Below are 16,556 nucleotides of genomic sequence, written 5' to 3'. Positions count from 1 at the left end.
CTTATTCCTTCCAAGCTATCAAGCGTGCTTTGAGATGCTCAAACTCTTGGTCACTGTCCAAAGTCTTGCGATTCGTAGAAAACGCCATGGTGGCATGTGACGTCGCGCCGTCAGCACTGGGAGCCAACCATACCCAAACGCGGCGTTCCCGTACATACAGCATGGCAAACACCCCAATAATCAGCAGGGCACAGCCCAGATAGACCACTGTCTTTCCGGGAGCGCGCGCCACCTGGAACACACTGGCCTGTACCTGTGTGAAATCCGCAAGTGTCAAAACCAAAGGCGCCGGGTACAAAGGCACGTCACTCAAGGCCAGCACAGCCTGAGTCATAAAGGCCTGGCCACGCGCGTCCGGCGCAAACGCAGGCAAACCTGCTTGCTCGCGCGCGACCTGCTCCAGCTCAAACAAAACGCCATTCAGAATCCGCACCAGCACCTCACCCGCTTTGCTGCGCTCTTCCGCGGGCACATTCGCCTCAATAAAGTCCGATACGGCCTGCAAGCCCGCCACTGCAGGAGTCTGCCCACCCACAGGTACTCCGGCAAACAAGGCCAGCGCGCGCGCAGCCGATGCGCTCAGTTGAGCAGAAAGTTCAGGACGTTTGCCATCCACAGCCTTCGTGGCATAACGTTGCACTGCTTTTTCACGCATCGCGGAGTTTGCCAACGCCTGGCTCAAGCGCATGAAATCGTCCATGGAGCCTTTTTCATCCGCGGGTACCCGGATGTAGCGGAAGGTATCCGCCGGCGTCTCACGCATGCCCAGCAAGAACACCGGCACTCCCTCGCCCATGTCCACCGGCAACATGTAGTTGTGGTATTCCCGCGCTTGCCCCGCCCCGTCACGCAACTTGTAGGTCACGCTGGGCCCCACGTTGCGCAGGTTTTTTTGTTCTTTGGTCTTGTTGGCGGCACCCATTTGGGCGTTCACCGCATCGCGCAAATCCACTTTGCGGACATCGATACCCTCCGCCGGGTTACCACCAAAATTCTCAACGTTGATCACGCGCAGTCCGGTGTACTCCACCGTCAATTGATCGCCGGTTGCGCCGGCTTGGTTGGTCAGTTGTGAAGAGCCACCGACCACGCCGCTCAGTTCGAAGGGCTGGGTGCGCCCGGTCAGTGATTGGGCACGCAGGCGCAAGCTGGAGCCACCATCATCAAAGCTGCTCTGGAATATCTCGATGCCCCGATGCTTGACGGGGTGGTTCACCTCGGTGCGCGCTTCAATTTTCTCGCCCGTCACCTTGTCGTGGATAACGATATCGCTGGCAAACAATTTGGGCATGCCCGTGGAGTAGTACTCCACAATGAATTTTTTGAGTTCGATGGCGAAAGGCAAGTCTTGGAGCAACACGCCATCTGACTGATTCAGAATGGCCGTGCTCGATTGGGTTCCTTCTGCCACCAGAAGGTTGCCGCGGAAGGTCGGGTTGCGCTCACTCAGACGATGCTGCGCCGGCACATCCGCAATCAGCCCACCGCCTTTATAGACCTCTTTGCCGTTAAACAACATTTGAGCCCGCACGATCAAGTCCCCATCGAGCAGCCCTCCCAAACACACCAACACAATCGCGCTGTGGGCGGCGATATAGCCCAGTTTGTTGGCAGCTCCTGCTTTGGCAGCCACCATCCACCCAATGCCCTGGGCAGTTTCTCGGCGCTGCAACTTCACCCGCCAGCCCCCACTGACCAGCAAATTACCGATCCGGTGCGCAGCCAGCTCTGCGGGTTCTGCCAACTCCATCTGCGCGCGCTGCCCGAAAGCCTGGAGGCTTTGCTCGCGGATGTTCTCTTTGTAAGAACGGAGATCAGTCAGGATTTTGGGCGTGTTGCGGGCGACACACAGAGAGGTACTGGTCACCAAAAACGCCAAAATCAACAAAAACCACCACGCGCTGTAGACGCTGTAGAGGCTGGCCACGCCAAACACCTCAGCCCAGAATGGCCCGAATTGGTTAACGTAGTTATTCAGGGGCTCGTGCTGCTTGAGCACCGTTCCAATGATGGATGCAATGCAAATTACTGTCAGCAGCGAAATTGCAAAACGCATGGACGACAGCAACTCGACCGCAGAGCGCCAAGCACGCGAGCCTGTTTGCAATACCAGGCCTTGGGTGGAAACGGTCATGGGAGGCAGTGAATATTCAAAAAAAAAGGCAGGCCATCATGGGATGGACCCGCCTGTTAGGGTGGTCTCGGTGCGATTGGTTCCTGAGAACCTGCCTCGCACCGAAAAAAGGGCTTACCGCAGGCCGGCGATGTAGTCCGCCACAGCCTTGATTTCACGGTCATTCATCTTTGCTGCGACTTGGGTCATCTGCAAGCTGTTTTTACGCACGCCATCACGGAAGGCAACCAACTGGGCCACCGAGTAATCCGCATGCTGACCGCTCAAACGGGGGTACTGGGCCGGAATGCCAGCGCCGTTGGGGCTGTGGCAACCGGCACAAGCGGGAACCTGACGATCCGCAATGCCACCGCGATAGATACGCTCACCCAAAGACACCAAAGCTTTGTCTTTTGCAAACCCGGGCTTGGCTTTCTGCGATGTGACCCAGTACGCAATGTTCTTCATATCTTCATCGCTCAGCGCGGAGGCAAATCCCTTCATCACCGCGTTGTTGCGCTTGTCAGATTTGAATTCCTGCAATTGTTTGACCAGGTACTCCGGATGTTGCTGCGACAGCTTGGGGTACGCGGGGGACCCCGCGTTGCCGTCAGCACCGTGGCAGGCGGCGCACACTGCGGTATAGCTAGCCTCACCCTTCACCAAGTCTGGTTTGGCAGCTTTGGCAGCCTCAGGCTTGGCGTCTTGTGCAAAAGAAGGCGCAGAGAAGGCCGCGAACGAGGCCGCGAGGAGCAGGTGTGCAATCAACTTCATAGGAATGTCGTGTCTGGTGAGCAAAACAGCGCCATTCTACAGTGCCGCGCTTGTTATCAGGTTTCCCCATACCCCGGCGAGTTCTGGGTGCCGTTCGCTCTCGATCTCCGCTAGCACCTTTATCGGGTCAAGCTTTGCCGCTGCCGCTAGAAAAACAATCTCGGATGCGTCTGCCTTGAGTCTGCCGCTCGCCAGTTTGCTTAGGCGTGTTTCGTCTGCGTGTCCCATTTCGGATGCCAGCGCTTTCTTCTTCTTTCCGCTCCGGATGCTTGCAAGTGCTATTAGCTCGTCGATAGGCATAGAAAACCCCAATCAATTTATCTGCACATAAGTGCAGTATTCTGGTATATTTGCAGTTAGTGCAGTTCTCTGCACGTAAATGCAACTTTAACACCGGAGTCGTCACCGTGTCCCCTGCTTCTGAACATCTGGCTTTTATGCGTGGTGCTGCTCTTTCTGCGCTCCCTCCATATCGGTCTGTTTTCCTCTTTCAGCTTCGTGAGCTGGCTGGTTTGATTATTCAAGCTGGCTGTCACCCTTGCCCTCCCCCTGCTTCTGTAGATCCGGCGTTATCTGTGACGGCTCCCGCCGTGTCTGTGCAGGGGGCGGGCTCCTACTCTTTCCGCTTAAACGGCCACGAGTCGGCTACCTCCTTGAGTCGTTTCTGTTCTTCGTCTGTCATTGGTCGTTTGGGTCTGCGCGCCTCGCGTATCACCCACGCGAGTGCTAGCACTGTTAGCCCTGCGCCTACTGACATTCCGAGCAGTGTTGCTCCCATATCTATTCCTCTCTGGTCGTTGTGAATCGCCTCTACCTGCCTCGCGGGTAGGGGCAGTTGGGGCGCGTTTTGCCCGTAACTTTATCGAAAGCCAACTATGTCTTTTTCCTCTACTGTCCAGGTTCTCAAAATCAACCCCGTTGAGTCGGGTATCTCCAAGAAAACCAATCAGCCATGGGAGCGCCACACCGCCGAATGCCTGCTGTTGGATGACCTCGGCGGCGTTGAGTGCGTCGGGCGTCTGGTGATCCCTCCGGTCCTGCGTGAAGGCCTCGCGCTCGGCACATTCCGCGCTTCGTTCGCGCTTGTCGTGCCAACCTTCGGTGATCAGAAGGGCGACATTACAGCTCGCCTGACTGGCCTACAGCCTGTGCCCGTGCGCACTGGTCCCGCTCCCGCCGCCAGCGCCCCTGCCGCTGCCAAGGCTGCGCAATGACTGCCGCCGATTTTGAGCAGCTCCAGCACCTTCTAAGCGGCGGCTTCGTCGTGGTGCTATTTGCGCTCGGGTACATCGGGGGCATGCAGTGAAGCGGGTTATTGCGTGGGCTTTGTTGGGTTGCCGTGGTCGGTGTCTACCGGGCGGCGCCCTTGGACAAACCCATGGGGGGCGGTGGTCTTGCCTAACCCGGTCCTCTCCAGCCTCCAAAAGCGGCTCCCGTTGCGGGGAAAGTGCCATACTAGCTTTTCGGCGTCTACCTTGCCGCGGGCGGTGGGCTCGTCCTTCTGGAAGTGCGCGCCACCGGCAGGCACTCTACGCGGCGTGGGGGCGCCATCTTCGACAAAAAAAGAGAAGTAAAAAACTGGTAGGGCAAAGCCACGGGGGCAACACCTTTACAAGGTAAAGGTTTGTCCACGGCGGGCGCGCAGCCCATTGTGCAACTCACGGACCCGGCTGTCCACAGGGGCACCCCTTTGGGCAGGTGAGTTGTGCCCACGGGCGAGCTACAAGCCACGGCGGGGCGGCTGTTCGGTTGTTTGTAGTGCATTCCCCGGGAAGCGCGTCCTCGGCTTTTGCTTTTCCCCTCACATCCGGTTGCACCTTAAACTCGTTTCAAGGGTGCAACTCCGCCCCCCTCCTCCCCCGGCTTTCCCTCCCGTCAACCAAAGACATTAGCCACAGGTCGGCTTGTCCGTCCTTTGGTGCAATGTCGCACCGTCCGGCAACGCCCTTTATTGACCGCCATAAGCAAAATTATCGCCTCGCTCCTTCCCCCCCCTTTGCTCTGTGCTCTCGCGCCACCCTCCCGCATGAAGCGGTTCAAAGCCTACCACCGGCCGGCTTCGGCCCGGTTCGGCCTTCAGTCGCCTCCGTTGCATCGCCTCGGCGATGGATCAAGCGTAGCCGTCAGGCTCAAAGCCCCCTCGGCTTTCTGTGCAGTGCACTCCCGAACCATCTAGGCCCATCACCGTCGCCCTCCCTCCGGCTATCCTTCTTTCCCTCTCCCTCTTTTATCCCCGCCGTCGCAACCCTCCCTCTCTCCCCTCCCCTGGAGTTTCTCCGTGTTTCAGACCCAGCGGCCAGCGTATAGCTACGGGGCGGGTATTCACCCCCGCCCGTCCGATGTGGAACGATGCGCTAGCGGTGGAACCCCCTTGGTAACACGTGAGGCCCCTCGTCTCCTCTCCGCCCGTTCAAAGCAGTCGGAACTCCCGGTTCGGTCTCCACCGCGCTCCTCCAGTCGGCGGCGCCGCTTCAGCGGACAGTTCAGGGCGCGAGCCCTAAAAGCGAACCTTCTCCCCCCCGTGCGGTCCGCGACGGCGCGGCCTTTCCACGTATCACTCGTCTACGCATGGTGGGAGCAAGGCAAACTTCCGCGCGCGCTGTGCGCTCCTGGGCGTCACCTGCCCTCCGGAGAATGGGTCGTGCTTTTACCGGCGGCGAGGCGTTTAGGCTCCCGTTCCCCCGCAGGGCGCCCCCTCGGAGCTAGAGGCCACCATTCCCCAGTCCGGCTGCCTTCTCCGCCCCCGTTAGCAGTCTTTCTTCGGTAGTCCGCCCCCCCTCCCCCCGTCCCGGCCTCCCCCTTCCCCCCCCCCGGCGGGTCTAGCCTCCGCCTAGAAGCGTCTCCTGGCAGGCAAGTCCCCGGCCTCGGACGGCACCCCCCCCCCCCCCCCCGGGACCACCCGGAGTGCGAGTTCTCCCGGCCCTCCTCCCAGTGAAACCTCGCCTCCGGGCCGCCTCTCACGTAAACGGCACCCCCCCCCCCCCTGTACGCCGCTCCCCAGCGCCCGGCGAGCCCTCCGGCCCTCAATCCTTTTCCCGCTCTATCTTCCTCCCCTCTTCGTCCCACCTCTTACCCCGTCGCCCCCTCCCGCCCGCCGGCAGACACCGGCGCTGTCCTTTCCCCGGGTCACCCCCCCGGTCGCTGTCCTCGGCCCTTTCGGCCTCTCTCCCTTCCTCGTGCGCTCGCTTCGCCACCCCATGATAGCCATCCCCGCGCTTTGTTCCGTCTATTTTCTCTCTCGCTCTATCTTCGTCGTCTTCGTTCCGTGTGTGCGCGCCTGTCTCTCTCTCCTGTCTTTCTTCATGCGCGTGTGTTCATCCCCCGCTTCTTATCTCCCTGTCCGCTGTCGCCCACGTCTCACCGATGGTATTAAAACCTTGGGCGTTCATGTCGCGTTTCCTCTCCCTCTGTCCTTCTATTGTTCGCTCCTACCTTTCCCTTTCTTTCTCCTCCACTCCTGTGCGCTAAATCCGATTACGCTCCACGGGCAAAAAGGGGACGGGCAAGAGTAAGCACGCGGTGATCATCATTCGTGATCAGTATCTGCGGCGAAGTACAAGGTCGCCACGAATTTGATCTGTGCCTTAGCCCATGTTTGGCCCTATGTCTCGCGCCACTTACGTACGCATTCCCTAAGCCTACCGAGTTCGATTTCTGCGGCTGTCTGGCATGCGACTCGTACGATAGGACAAGAACGGCGGCCTGTTTCTCGACGGTTAGGTACTTGCTCAACACTCACAAACCGATAAGCCCGCGGGTCTGATTTCTTGCCCATGTCGCAAGCTCGGCTGAACCTACTACATCATCAAAACGTGCTTCAGGTGGAAAGCAGCTGCGGGGCTTTTATTAGCGACGGTTAGACACACTCGCTTCGATAGGTCCGCATTCCCTTCGTGGCTTCTTTCTCTCCTCTTCGTAAAGCTGCTACATCCAAGTTTCACCTCCGTTCGTTGCACCAGTCCGCAACTTGTTACCAATCCCACGTCGTGGGGGCATAGAGAGTGATGACACCGCCAAGAGTTTCAATCAGCATCCCCATGCACGCACTCGTCTATCTCCCTGCCGTCACGGTCGTTATCAGCACGCGACCCCACTACATGGCGGCCATCCGCGCATGTTTCGGCTGTTGTAGCCCCTCAAAGCCTCGGCCTGTCCCCGCCCCTATCTCTCGCCCTCATCCTCCTTAGCCCTTGTGGCCCTTGCTCTCGCTTCCGCCTATCAGCGCCTCGCGTCGTTTCTCGTTATTGGGCGGCGAGTGCCCCCGATTGGTGCGTGGCGCCCATACGGCGGCCGCGCCGCCCTAGATTTATCTTTATGACCTCACCACAAATGAAACCGTTACTTCTTCGGCTGCTCCTCTGGTTTTTCTCGGTGGGTTGTCTATGGCGGTCCTTTTGTGTCCGCTGCGTCTCGGGTTCTGGCCCCAAAGAACCCGGCAGGCACTGCAATGCCTCCGGGTTCGTGATCAGTCCAAAGTAGGTGAACCGATGGCTCCAATTATTCCCCATCCGAAAAAATCGGCAAGTACATGCTCATCGGTGACGAATTTACGAGCGTTACCGCACCGATGACGTCAGGTGAAGGCCCACGATTTGGGCAATGGTCATACCGAGATAGTCGGCCAGTCCGTGTACGAGTATTACGAACGCGAGTTTAAAACGACTCCGGGCGCAAAGCTGGCCCTATTGCGTGAGATAAAGCGCATTGAGCGCGCTTGCAGGACCGCTCTCAGGAAGCTTAGAAGAGCGTGACCGTCTAACCTTAGCGCGCTCCAGCGTCTAAACCCGCGCAGGCGTCTTTTAAGGTCTGGGTGCCAATACCCTCATGACCTCCGTTCCGTAGACGCAAGGATTTGGGCTACAAAAGCTAACCCAGTTTGTCCGTCGCCTTCGTCGTGCTTGCCTACTTCCGCGGTGTGGCTGTTTTAAGAACGGACCGGGGGCATGGCATGTGCACATCGGGTGCGAGCGACGCGCAACCTTACCCGAACGGCGAATACAAGTCTTACAACCTTGTGCGCTCCATTTGCGCTCAGTGACTAGGGAACTTGGGGCAATGTTGTATCTCGGCTGGCAAGCGTAACAAACCCGCTCCGCTCCACCGCGTATCTCTCCAAGACATAACCACTTTCCGATGTCAAAAGACCCAACCGTAGCTTTTTGGGGTGAACCCCGGCCCGTCTGGGCCGTGGCCATCATTCAAGCTCCTTTGTCGGGGCTACGGCCTCTCTTCTCTTTTGGTCTCGGTGTTAGCAAGTGGTCTCTTTTTCTTTTTATCTCAGAAAAAGTCTACTTCTCCGCCTATGCTTCGAAAACGTAGCAAAGGGAGAAATGAGAAGGATAGGTTACGCCCGTGTTTCCACGTCCGCACAAGTACGGCTTTGCAGCTCGACGCGCTCAGGCTCGGGTGTTCAGGATGTGTTTTTTGAGTCCTCGTCCGGTGTCGGTCCTCGTCTCGAACTACGGCGCGCGATTGCCTCGCTTTGCGCTGGTGGCTTGTGGTGGAAGTTGGACCGGGTCGCCCGTGGCCTCTCTGACCTGCTTTCGATCCTCTCCAGCGCAGCTGCGGGGCCTCATGGTCGCTTACTGAGCCGATAGATACAACCACCCCCTTGGGCGAATTTACTGTGCAGATACCGGTGCGGTGCTCGTTGAACGGTCATATTCGTGAGCGTGTTGTCGCTGGTCAGGCTGCTGCAAAAGCAAGAGGAAAAAAATGGGGCACAAGGCCCCACTTAACACCAGAAAAAGAAGAGGAATTAATTGCGCTATTTGTGCAAGGTGGCCACACGATTAAATCGGTTGGTGCTGTGTTTGGTGTTGGGGAGTCTGTTGCCAAGCGCGTGATTACAGCGCGTTTTCCTCCCTCGCTTTTCAGTCGCCCCGGCAGGCCTCGGAGTCTCCCCAAAAGCGGTGCCTAAGTACAATGCAGCTCTGGGTTTACCTTTACATTCAATGACCAACACACCAAACCCACGCGCCACAAGCGCCACCAATCCCCCCGCACCCGGCACCGAAAAGTCGGCGGGGGCGGTGGCCATGGGCTGGTTACACACCGCCCGCTTCCTCACAACAGCGCCCCAATTGCACTTTTTGCCCGAGCTGGACGTGCCCGAAATTGCCTTCGTGGGCCGCTCCAACGCAGGCAAATCCACCTGCATCAACATCCTGACCCAGCAAAAGCAGCTGGCCTTTGCCTCCAAGAAGCCAGGCCGGACCCAGCACATCAACCTGTTCGCCTTGGGCAAACAGGGCCAGACCGATGCAGTGCTGACCGATTTGCCAGGTTACGGCTACGCGGCCGTGCCAAAGCAGGACAAGATCCGCTGGCAGCAGGTCATGGCCAATTACCTGGTCACGCGCAAAAACCTCCATGCCATTGTGCTGATGTGCGATCCGCGCCATGGCATGACCGAACTCGACGAAATCCTGCTCGATGTGATCCGCCCCCGGGTGCAGGAGGGTCTGAAGTTTCTAATCATCCTCACCAAGGCCGACAAGCTCACCCGCAGCGAACAGGCCAAGATTTTGTCCATTACCAAGTTGCAGGCCGGTGGCGGCGAAGTCATGCTGTTCTCGGCCCCCAAACGCCAGGGCATTGAAGAGGTCGCCCAGCTCTTGTGGAAATGGGCCCACCCGAACGGCACCACAGGCGCCGCGCCTGCCGACGCCGCGCCAGCGACCTAATTAATTAGTAGGGCGGAGCCTCACCGTTGGGGCGGTCTTTGAAGCGTTTGTGCACCCAGTAATACTGGGCGGGCATGGTGTCAATGTAAGACTGGAGCTCCCGATTCATGCGCTCGGTATCAGCTTCAAGATCTGCTGTCGGAAAGTTGTTCCAGGCTGGCAAGACGTCAATGGCGTAGCCCTGTGGCGTCATGCGGGTCACCACGGGCACAACCTGGGCCCGCCCCAGCTTGGCAAAGCGTGACAAGGAGGGCACAGTCGCCGCAGAAACGCCATAAAAGGGCACGAACAGTGACTCGGACGGATCAAAGTTCATGTCCGGCAAAAGGTAGAGCGGCTCCCCACGACGTACGGCCGCCACAATCGGCTTAGCGCCATCCAAGCGCGCCACCATCTCCGGCTGTCCAAAGCGTTGTCTGCCCGCCAGGACCCAGGCATCGACCGACAGGGTTGAGCTGGGGGGAGTAAATCGTCGAAAACCGCCGTGGCACCTGCTGGGTCAGCGCCGTCCAAGCAGCATCCAGGCCCATGAAGTGGGGGGCAAACAAGACGGTCGGGGTATCGCCAGCCAGTGCATCCAGCGCGCCGCCTAGTTGCAAGCGCGTTTGCACCAGCGATGGCGGTGCATGCCAGAGCCATCCCCGGTCCAGCCAGGATTGGGCGAAATGCACAAAGGTCAAAACACATTGCCGCCTACGCTCAGCCGAGCTCCACGCAGGAAAACACAGGGTCAAATTGGTCTGCACCACATGCCGCCGGGAGGGAACCAGGACGTACAACATCGCGCCCAGCACCCATCCCACACCACGCAACAGCGGCAAAGGCAGCGCCCCCAGCAGCACCAACAGTTTCAGCATCCAGCGACTCATCATGGTGCCTACCTTTGGGTGCCTCAGGGCGTCGCACGCGGCGCCTTGTAACGGGCATAACCCCACAGGTACTGCGTCGGGCACTGGAGGATGAGCGCCTCCATCGCTGCGTTGATCTGACCTGCAGCCACGGTCAAATCGGGGGACACGGGCGCATCCAAAGGTCGCACATGCACGACATATCCCTGCCCCCAAGGCAGGCGTTCACCCCAGGCCACCAAAACAGTTGCGCCGCTTTGGGCCGCCAAGCGGGCAGACAAGGTCATGGTGTAAGCATCTCGGCCAAAAAACGGCGCCCACACCCCCTGCGATTGCGGCGGCACCTGGTCCGGCAACAAACCCACGCAATCACCTGCCTTGAGCGCCTTGAGCATTTGCTTGACCCCGGCCAGCGTGGTGGGAGCGGTTTCCATGCCGGGCCGGGCACGGCTTTGCGTCACCAGGGGCGCGAGCCACGCTTGCCTGGGCGGCCGAAACAAGACCGTCATGGGCCGCCCCTGCTGACCAAAGGCCTGGGCGTAAGCCTGGGCCGTAATCTCAAAACAGCCGAGGTGGGGGGTCAAGAACACCACACCACGTCCCCCCTGCAAGGCGGCTTCCACATGCTGTCGACCCTGCCATACCACGGGCACTGGCGCCCCCAACCACAAGCGCGGCAACTCTGCCACCAACATTCCGGATTGGCCCACCGCGGCACGCCGCTGCGCCGCACCCAAACCCGCTTGGCGTGCATTGGCGGCAAAGCGCTGCCGGTACGTGGAAGACAGTAGAAAAGCTACCCACCCAAGCCCATAGCCCACACCGTGCAATAGCCACAAAGGCAGGTAGGACAGCAATTTGAAAACCAGGAACATGGGTGGGCTAAAATCGGCAGCGTCGCTGAGTTATGGAACTACTTGCAGGGCGACGCACACACTGGTTTGCCTCCCAAGGCCCGCCATTGTGCCTTGTCAAAATTTTGACGAATCTGCTAAAGCGTTCGCTGTAAGCTCCAAAGCCCAAGCAACGCGACTTGATGTTTATTTTGGAGACCCAGTTATGGCGAACGATTTTCTCTTCACCTCCGAGTCTGTTTCTGAAGGCCACCCCGACAAAGTTGCCGACCAGATTTCTGACGCAATTCTCGATGCGATTTTCAAGCAGGACCCCAAGTCCCGCGTGGCCGCCGAAACCCTGACCAACACCGGTCTGGTCGTGCTGGCCGGTGAAATCACCACCAACGCCCATGTGGACTACATCCAGGTGGCGCGCGACACCATCAAACGCATTGGCTACGACAACACCGACTACGGCATCGACTACAAGGGCTGCGCCGTGCTGGTCGCCTATGACAAGCAGTCCAACGACATCGCCCAGGGCGTGGACCACGCATCGGACGACCACCTGAACACCGGCGCTGGCGACCAGGGCCTGATGTTTGGCTACGCCTGCGACGAAACGCCCGAGCTGATGCCCGCCCCCATCTACTACGCCCACCGCCTGATGGAACGCCAAGCCCAGCTGCGCAAGGATGGCCGTCTGCCCTTCCTGCGCCCGGATGCCAAGAGCCAGGTCACCATGCGTTATGTGGATGGCAAGCCCCACAGCATCGACACCGTGGTGCTCTCCACCCAGCACAGCCCGGACCAGAGCGAAACCCAGCACAAGATGAAGGCCTCGTTCACCGAAGCCATCATCGAAGAAATCATCAAGCCCGTGCTGCCCAAAGAGTGGCTGCAGAACACCAAGTACCTGATCAACCCCACCGGCCGCTTTGTGGTGGGTGGCCCCCAGGGCGATTGCGGTTTGACGGGTCGCAAAATCATTGTGGACACCTACGGCGGCGCCTGCCCCCACGGTGGTGGCGCGTTCTCGGGCAAGGACCCCTCCAAGGTGGACCGCTCGGCAGCCTACGCTGCACGCTATGTGGCCAAAAACGTGGTCGCCGCTGGTCTGGCCAAGCAGTGCCAGGTGCAGGTGGCCTACGCCATCGGTGTGGCGAAACCCATGAACATCACGGTCTACACTGAGGGCACGGGCGTCATCCCTGACGACAAGCTCTCCGCCATCGTGGCCGAGGTGTTTGACCTGCGTCCCAAAGGCATCATCCAGATGCTGGACCTGCTGCGCCCCATCTACGAAAAGACTGCCGCCTACGGCCACTTCGGTCGCGAAGAGCCCGAGTTCACTTGGGAGCGCACCGACAAGACTGCCGCACTGCGCGCAGCCGCCGGCCTGTAAAGCCGTCCTCTGCCAGCGGCGCACGACTGCACCGCTGGCACAATGCCAACCCGATGAAACTCCAAACACAACGATTCATAGACCGCTGGGTTGGCCAACTGCTGTGTGCTGCGGTCTCGGCTTGGGTACGCTTTACCGGGTTATGGTCTGCGCCCGCCACCCTGGACACACAAGCCAAGAATATTCTGGTCATCCTGCTGTCCGAAATGGGCAGCATCGTGCTGGCAGGCCCCATGTTCGCAGCGCTGCGCCGCCAATATCCCGGTGCGGCCATTCATATCCTGCAGCTCAAGAAAAACCAGGAAGTCTCCAAGCTGCTCTCGCTCACCGAGCCCGAGCACATGCACACGCTGGACGACAGCTCCGGTGGTGCACTGATTGCAGACATTCTCAAGGTGAGCCTGGCCATGCGCCGCCTCGGTCTGGACGCAGTGATTGACTGCGAACTGTTTTCGCGCGTGAGCGCCCTGCTCTCTTTCAGCACGGGTGCACCAGTGCGCGCGGGCTTTACGCCCCACACGCAGGAAGGCCTGTACCGCGGCAGCTTCATCAACCACGCGATTCCCTACAACCCTTACCAGCACATCAGCAAGCAATTCCTCTCGCTGGTGGATGCACTGCAGTCGCCCCAAGGCATGCCACGCAACCGCGCAGGTGCCATCCGCGACATTCCGGCCGAGCCCGAGTTGTCGGTGGCCTTCACGCCCACCGAGTTGGAGACCTACCGCAGCAAGGTGGAAACCGACCACCCCGTGACGCGGGACCGCCCCTTGGTGCTGGTCTATGCGGGCGGCGGCATCCTGCCCGAGCGCGCCTGGCCTGCCAGCCACTATGCGCGTGTGGTCCAGGGCCTGTGTGCAGCCGGTTATGCGGTGGGGCTGATCGGCCTGAAGGACGATGCCATCCTCGCGCGCGACCTGCAGGCCCAAGTCGGCCACGAAGCCTGCCTCAACCTGACCGGCTACACCAAGAGCATCCGCGAGTTGCTCATGCTGATGCATGCCAGTGCCCTGTTGATCACCAATGACGGCGGACCCAGCCACTTTGCCACGGTCACGCCCATCCAGACCATGGTGTTCTTCGGGCCCGAAACCGGCAAACTCTATGGGCCGCTGGGCAAGCGCACCATCATTTTGGAGTCGGGCATCGCCTGCTCGCCCTGCCTCACCGCCTACAACCACCGCCTGACCTTTTGCGACGGCGACAACCAGTGCCTCAAACGCATCGCCCCCGACCCGGTGCTGGACCAAGCCCTGGCCTACCTGCGCACCCGCACCGAGGCCGCGAGCGTATGAGTGGCGTGAACGGACTGCAGCGCGCCGTGCTGTGGGCGCTGGGACTGCTGGAGCGTTACCGCTTCATCAAATTCGGCATCGTGGGCGCCAGCGGCGTGGTGGTGAACCTGACCGTGCTCCACCTGGGCCACGAATACATCTTCAATGCCATTGAGGCGGGTTACAAAAAACCCTACTTGTCCCTGGCCCTGGCCATCGCCCTGGCCACCCTCAACAACTTCACCTGGAACCGCCTGTGGACCTGGGCTGACCGGGTGAAGACCCTGGAAGCAGGCGAAGTCCAACCCGTGAGCCTGCGCCTGCTGGGCATGGAGTTTGGCCAGTACGTCACCGCATCAGCCTTTGGCAGCGGCCTGCAGTACGTGCTCACGCTGCTGCTGTCGGGCAGCATGGACTACCGCGTGGCCAACATCATCGCCATCATCGCCGCCAGCGTGAGCAACTTCTTGGCCAACGACCGCTGGACCTTCAAGCGCCCCAAAGAATGAAGCCCCCACGCTCCACCGCTGCGCGGGTCGCTGCCCCCCAGGGGGGCGCGTTTTTGCTTGGGGCGGCCCGGCGCAAAAACCTATCTGCGCATTGGCCATGGCTGCTACTGGTGGCGTTTACTGCGCTGCTGTACCTGTTGGGCTTGGGCAGCCCCTATGCGCCCACCAATGGCGACGAGATGGTTTACATCCACATCGCGCGCATGACGGCCGAGAGCGGCCACTGGCTGCCCCTGCAGTCCGAGCTGCTGGGCACGCGCAACACCAAGCCGCCGTTGCTGATCTGGCAGGCCATGGTGGCCGGTGGCTGGGGCCAAAGCTGGGACCTGTTTGCGCTGCGCCTGCCCAGCATCGCCTACACCTTTGCCACCACCGCCTTGCTGGCCTTCTTCGCCCACCGCATGGCACCGGCGCCCGGCAAATTGCGCGCGGCCTGCGTGGCCGCGGCCTTGTACCTGCTGTTCTTCTCGACCTTCCGCTACGGGCGTGTCTACCTCACCTCGGCGCCTGAGACCTTTTGGCTGGCGCTGCCCATGTGGTGGGTGTTGTGGCTGCGCGTCCGTGACAAGGCACGTCACCCAGCACGCGCCCTGGGCTGGCTGGCCTACACCCTGTTTGGCATTGCCATGGGGCTGGGCGCGGCGTACAAATCGTTTGCCCTGGTGGCCCCGGCTGCCGCAGCCCTGTGGTGCGCCGTGCTGCTAAGTGAACCCTTGGCCTGGCGCACCACATGGCGCACCACCGCGGGCGTGGCATGGAGCACGCTGCTGGGCGTGGGCATTTTTGCGCTGTGGTTTGTGCTGGACCCGGATCCGGCTGCCGTCTGGCAAGAATTTGTGGTGGCGGAGAACGCGGGCAAGATGTCCAACACCATGGGCTACTGGCAAGCCGCGCTCTCCGGCCCCTACCCGCTGTGGACGCAGCTGCTGGCCTACCCCGAAAACGCGGGCCTGCTCGCCTTCATGGCCCTGGGCTTTTGCGCGCTGGTGCTGTGGCGCGGCGTGCGCCGCCAAAGTTATGCGCAACTCACGCCGGCGCTGTGGGTGCTGCTGGCCTGGTTGCTGGTGTGGCTGGTGGTGTTCACCATTCCCAGCCAGCGCTCGGCGCGTTATGTGATTCCCGCCATGCCGGCGCTGGCGATTGCCATGGCGCTGGTGTGGGACCGCTTGCCCCGCGTCTGGTTCTGGCTCACCTTACTGGTATGTGCCCCAGCGCTGGTGATGCTGGCGCGCATTGGCTGGGTCATGGGTGGCATGGAAATCGCCAACCCCTTCGAAGTTGCTATGACTTTGATAGCTTCTGGCGCAGGATTGGCGGGGGCTATTGCTGGTTTTCTTCATAAAAACTGGGCGCGCAATGCCGCCCTGGTGGCCTGCCTGGCGGTCTATGGCTGCTTTGGGCTCATGGTGGCGCCGCTATCGCAACCGGCAGCCGGCTACAGCCCCGCCGTGCAGGCGCAGATGCGCGGCCAGCGCGTGGTGGTGCCCAATGGTTTTACCGGCCAGTACGAGCGCTTTCACTTTGTACTGCCTGGGGCCCGCATTAGCCCCTACGACGCCGAAGGCCGCAACACCGGGGCGCTCTACCCCGACATGCCAGGCAAGGAACGGCTGGACCGGTTACTGATGGAGTTCGACGCCGTGGTCTGGCTGCAAGAGGACTTGAACGAGGCCCCCAGTTGCCTGCCGCACTGCACTCTGGTGGCGCAGCGTTGGCATGTGAAGAGCCGCCACAAGAGCGGCGAGGTGACGCTGGACAACCTGTGGCAGCCGCAGGACTGGCTGTTCCGCCGGGAATGGCTGCTGGTGCCCGCCCGCCCCTAACCGAGCCGCCCGCAAGGCGCTACTGATTTAGTAGCTTCTTGCGCAGTATCTACGTGGGCTGGATGCTCATCAGACACTGAAAACGCGACGAAAACCACGCAGCCCACGGCGCAAGGCCAGCGCCACGCTGGGCCAAACGCTGACCGCCGACCACACCGCCACCGAAGCCGTGCCATAGGCCTCCAGCTCCAGCCAGCCCCCGCTGAGCACCTGGTAGCGCATGCCGGCGTCCAGGCGCACCGGCGTATCCATCCAGGACTCGGCCAGCATCTGGCGCTGGTGCACACA

At 60.6% G+C, this 16,556-nt stretch carries 13 protein-coding genes and 1 pseudogene; 8 read left to right on the top strand and 6 right to left on the bottom strand.

What is annotated here, in order from left to right:
* Position 1: 1 nt before the first annotated feature.
* From U5O12_RS03025 to U5O12_RS03015, 3 genes are all read right to left on the bottom strand, one after another.
* A complete protein-coding gene (locus tag U5O12_RS03025; protein ID WP_322577206.1) occupies positions 2–2,134 on the bottom strand; it encodes a cytochrome c biogenesis protein ResB in 2,133 nt (710 codons plus the stop codon).
* Between the two features lie 114 nt (positions 2,135–2,248).
* Entirely contained in the window at positions 2,249–2,887 is a 639-nt protein-coding gene (locus tag U5O12_RS03020; protein ID WP_322577205.1) for a c-type cytochrome, read from the bottom strand.
* A gap of 36 nt (positions 2,888–2,923) precedes the next feature.
* Complete coding sequence (locus tag U5O12_RS03015) at positions 2,924–3,187, bottom strand: hypothetical protein (protein WP_322577204.1); 264 nt, start codon at positions 3,185–3,187, stop codon at positions 2,924–2,926.
* A 575-nt stretch (positions 3,188–3,762) separates the two neighbouring features.
* Here U5O12_RS03015 and U5O12_RS03010 point away from each other — a divergent pair.
* From U5O12_RS03010 to yihA, 4 genes are all read left to right on the top strand, one after another.
* Positions 3,763–4,101 carry a hypothetical protein gene (locus U5O12_RS03010; protein WP_322577203.1) on the top strand — a complete coding sequence of 113 codons (339 nt, stop codon included), beginning with the start codon at positions 3,763–3,765 and terminating at the stop codon, positions 4,099–4,101.
* Between the two features lie 4,116 nt (positions 4,102–8,217).
* On the top strand, positions 8,218–8,484 hold the full coding sequence (locus tag U5O12_RS21115; protein ID WP_416221435.1) for a recombinase family protein: 267 nt from the start codon (positions 8,218–8,220) through the stop codon (positions 8,482–8,484).
* Between the two features lie 14 nt (positions 8,485–8,498).
* Positions 8,499–8,807 carry a hypothetical protein gene (locus U5O12_RS03005; protein WP_322577202.1) on the top strand — a complete coding sequence of 103 codons (309 nt, stop codon included), beginning with the start codon at positions 8,499–8,501 and terminating at the stop codon, positions 8,805–8,807.
* Between the two features lie 34 nt (positions 8,808–8,841).
* A complete protein-coding gene (yihA, locus tag U5O12_RS03000; protein ID WP_416221427.1) occupies positions 8,842–9,573 on the top strand; it encodes a ribosome biogenesis GTP-binding protein YihA/YsxC in 732 nt (243 codons plus the stop codon).
* 4 nt (positions 9,574–9,577) lie between these two features.
* Here yihA and U5O12_RS02995 read toward each other — a convergent pair.
* Together U5O12_RS02995 and U5O12_RS02990 are read right to left on the bottom strand one after the other, a co-directional pair.
* Positions 9,578–10,445, bottom strand: a pseudogene (locus tag U5O12_RS02995) (lipid A biosynthesis acyltransferase).
* Positions 10,446–10,465: 20 nt separating this feature from the next.
* Complete coding sequence (locus tag U5O12_RS02990) at positions 10,466–11,296, bottom strand: lysophospholipid acyltransferase family protein (protein WP_322577201.1); 831 nt, start codon at positions 11,294–11,296, stop codon at positions 10,466–10,468.
* Positions 11,297–11,480: 184 nt separating this feature from the next.
* Between U5O12_RS02990 and metK the strand changes: the two genes are divergently transcribed.
* Genes metK through U5O12_RS02970 form a run of 4 tightly spaced genes read left to right on the top strand, consistent with a single transcriptional unit; the run spans position 11,481 to position 16,268 of the window.
* Positions 11,481–12,662: a methionine adenosyltransferase gene (metK, locus tag U5O12_RS02985; RefSeq protein ID WP_322577200.1), complete on the top strand. Its 1,182-nt coding sequence runs from the start codon at positions 11,481–11,483 to the stop codon at positions 12,660–12,662.
* Between the two features lie 53 nt (positions 12,663–12,715).
* Positions 12,716–13,957, top strand: a complete 1,242-nt coding sequence (locus U5O12_RS02980) for a glycosyltransferase family 9 protein (RefSeq protein WP_322577199.1) — start codon at positions 12,716–12,718, stop codon at positions 13,955–13,957.
* Entirely contained in the window at positions 13,954–14,445 is a 492-nt protein-coding gene (locus U5O12_RS02975) for a GtrA family protein (protein ID WP_322577198.1), read from the top strand. Before U5O12_RS02980 ends, U5O12_RS02975 begins: the two co-directional genes overlap by 4 nt.
* Positions 14,442–16,268 (top strand): hypothetical protein, encoded by a 1,827-nt coding sequence (locus U5O12_RS02970; protein WP_322577197.1) that lies wholly within the window; start codon positions 14,442–14,444, stop codon positions 16,266–16,268. The genes U5O12_RS02975 and U5O12_RS02970 overlap by 4 nt, the downstream gene beginning before the upstream one ends.
* 69 nt (positions 16,269–16,337) lie before the next feature.
* Here U5O12_RS02970 and U5O12_RS02965 read toward each other — a convergent pair whose 3' ends face one another.
* Positions 16,338–16,553 carry a hypothetical protein gene (locus U5O12_RS02965; RefSeq protein ID WP_322577196.1) on the bottom strand — a complete coding sequence of 72 codons (216 nt, stop codon included), beginning with the start codon at positions 16,551–16,553 and terminating at the stop codon, positions 16,338–16,340.
* Between the last annotated feature and the right edge of the window lie 3 nt (positions 16,554–16,556).

The organism is Rhodoferax sp. (genome assembly GCF_034519335.1).
Lineage (GTDB): Bacteria > Pseudomonadota > Gammaproteobacteria > Burkholderiales > Burkholderiaceae_C > Allorhodoferax.
This window is presented reverse-complemented; position numbering and strand designations above follow the sequence as displayed.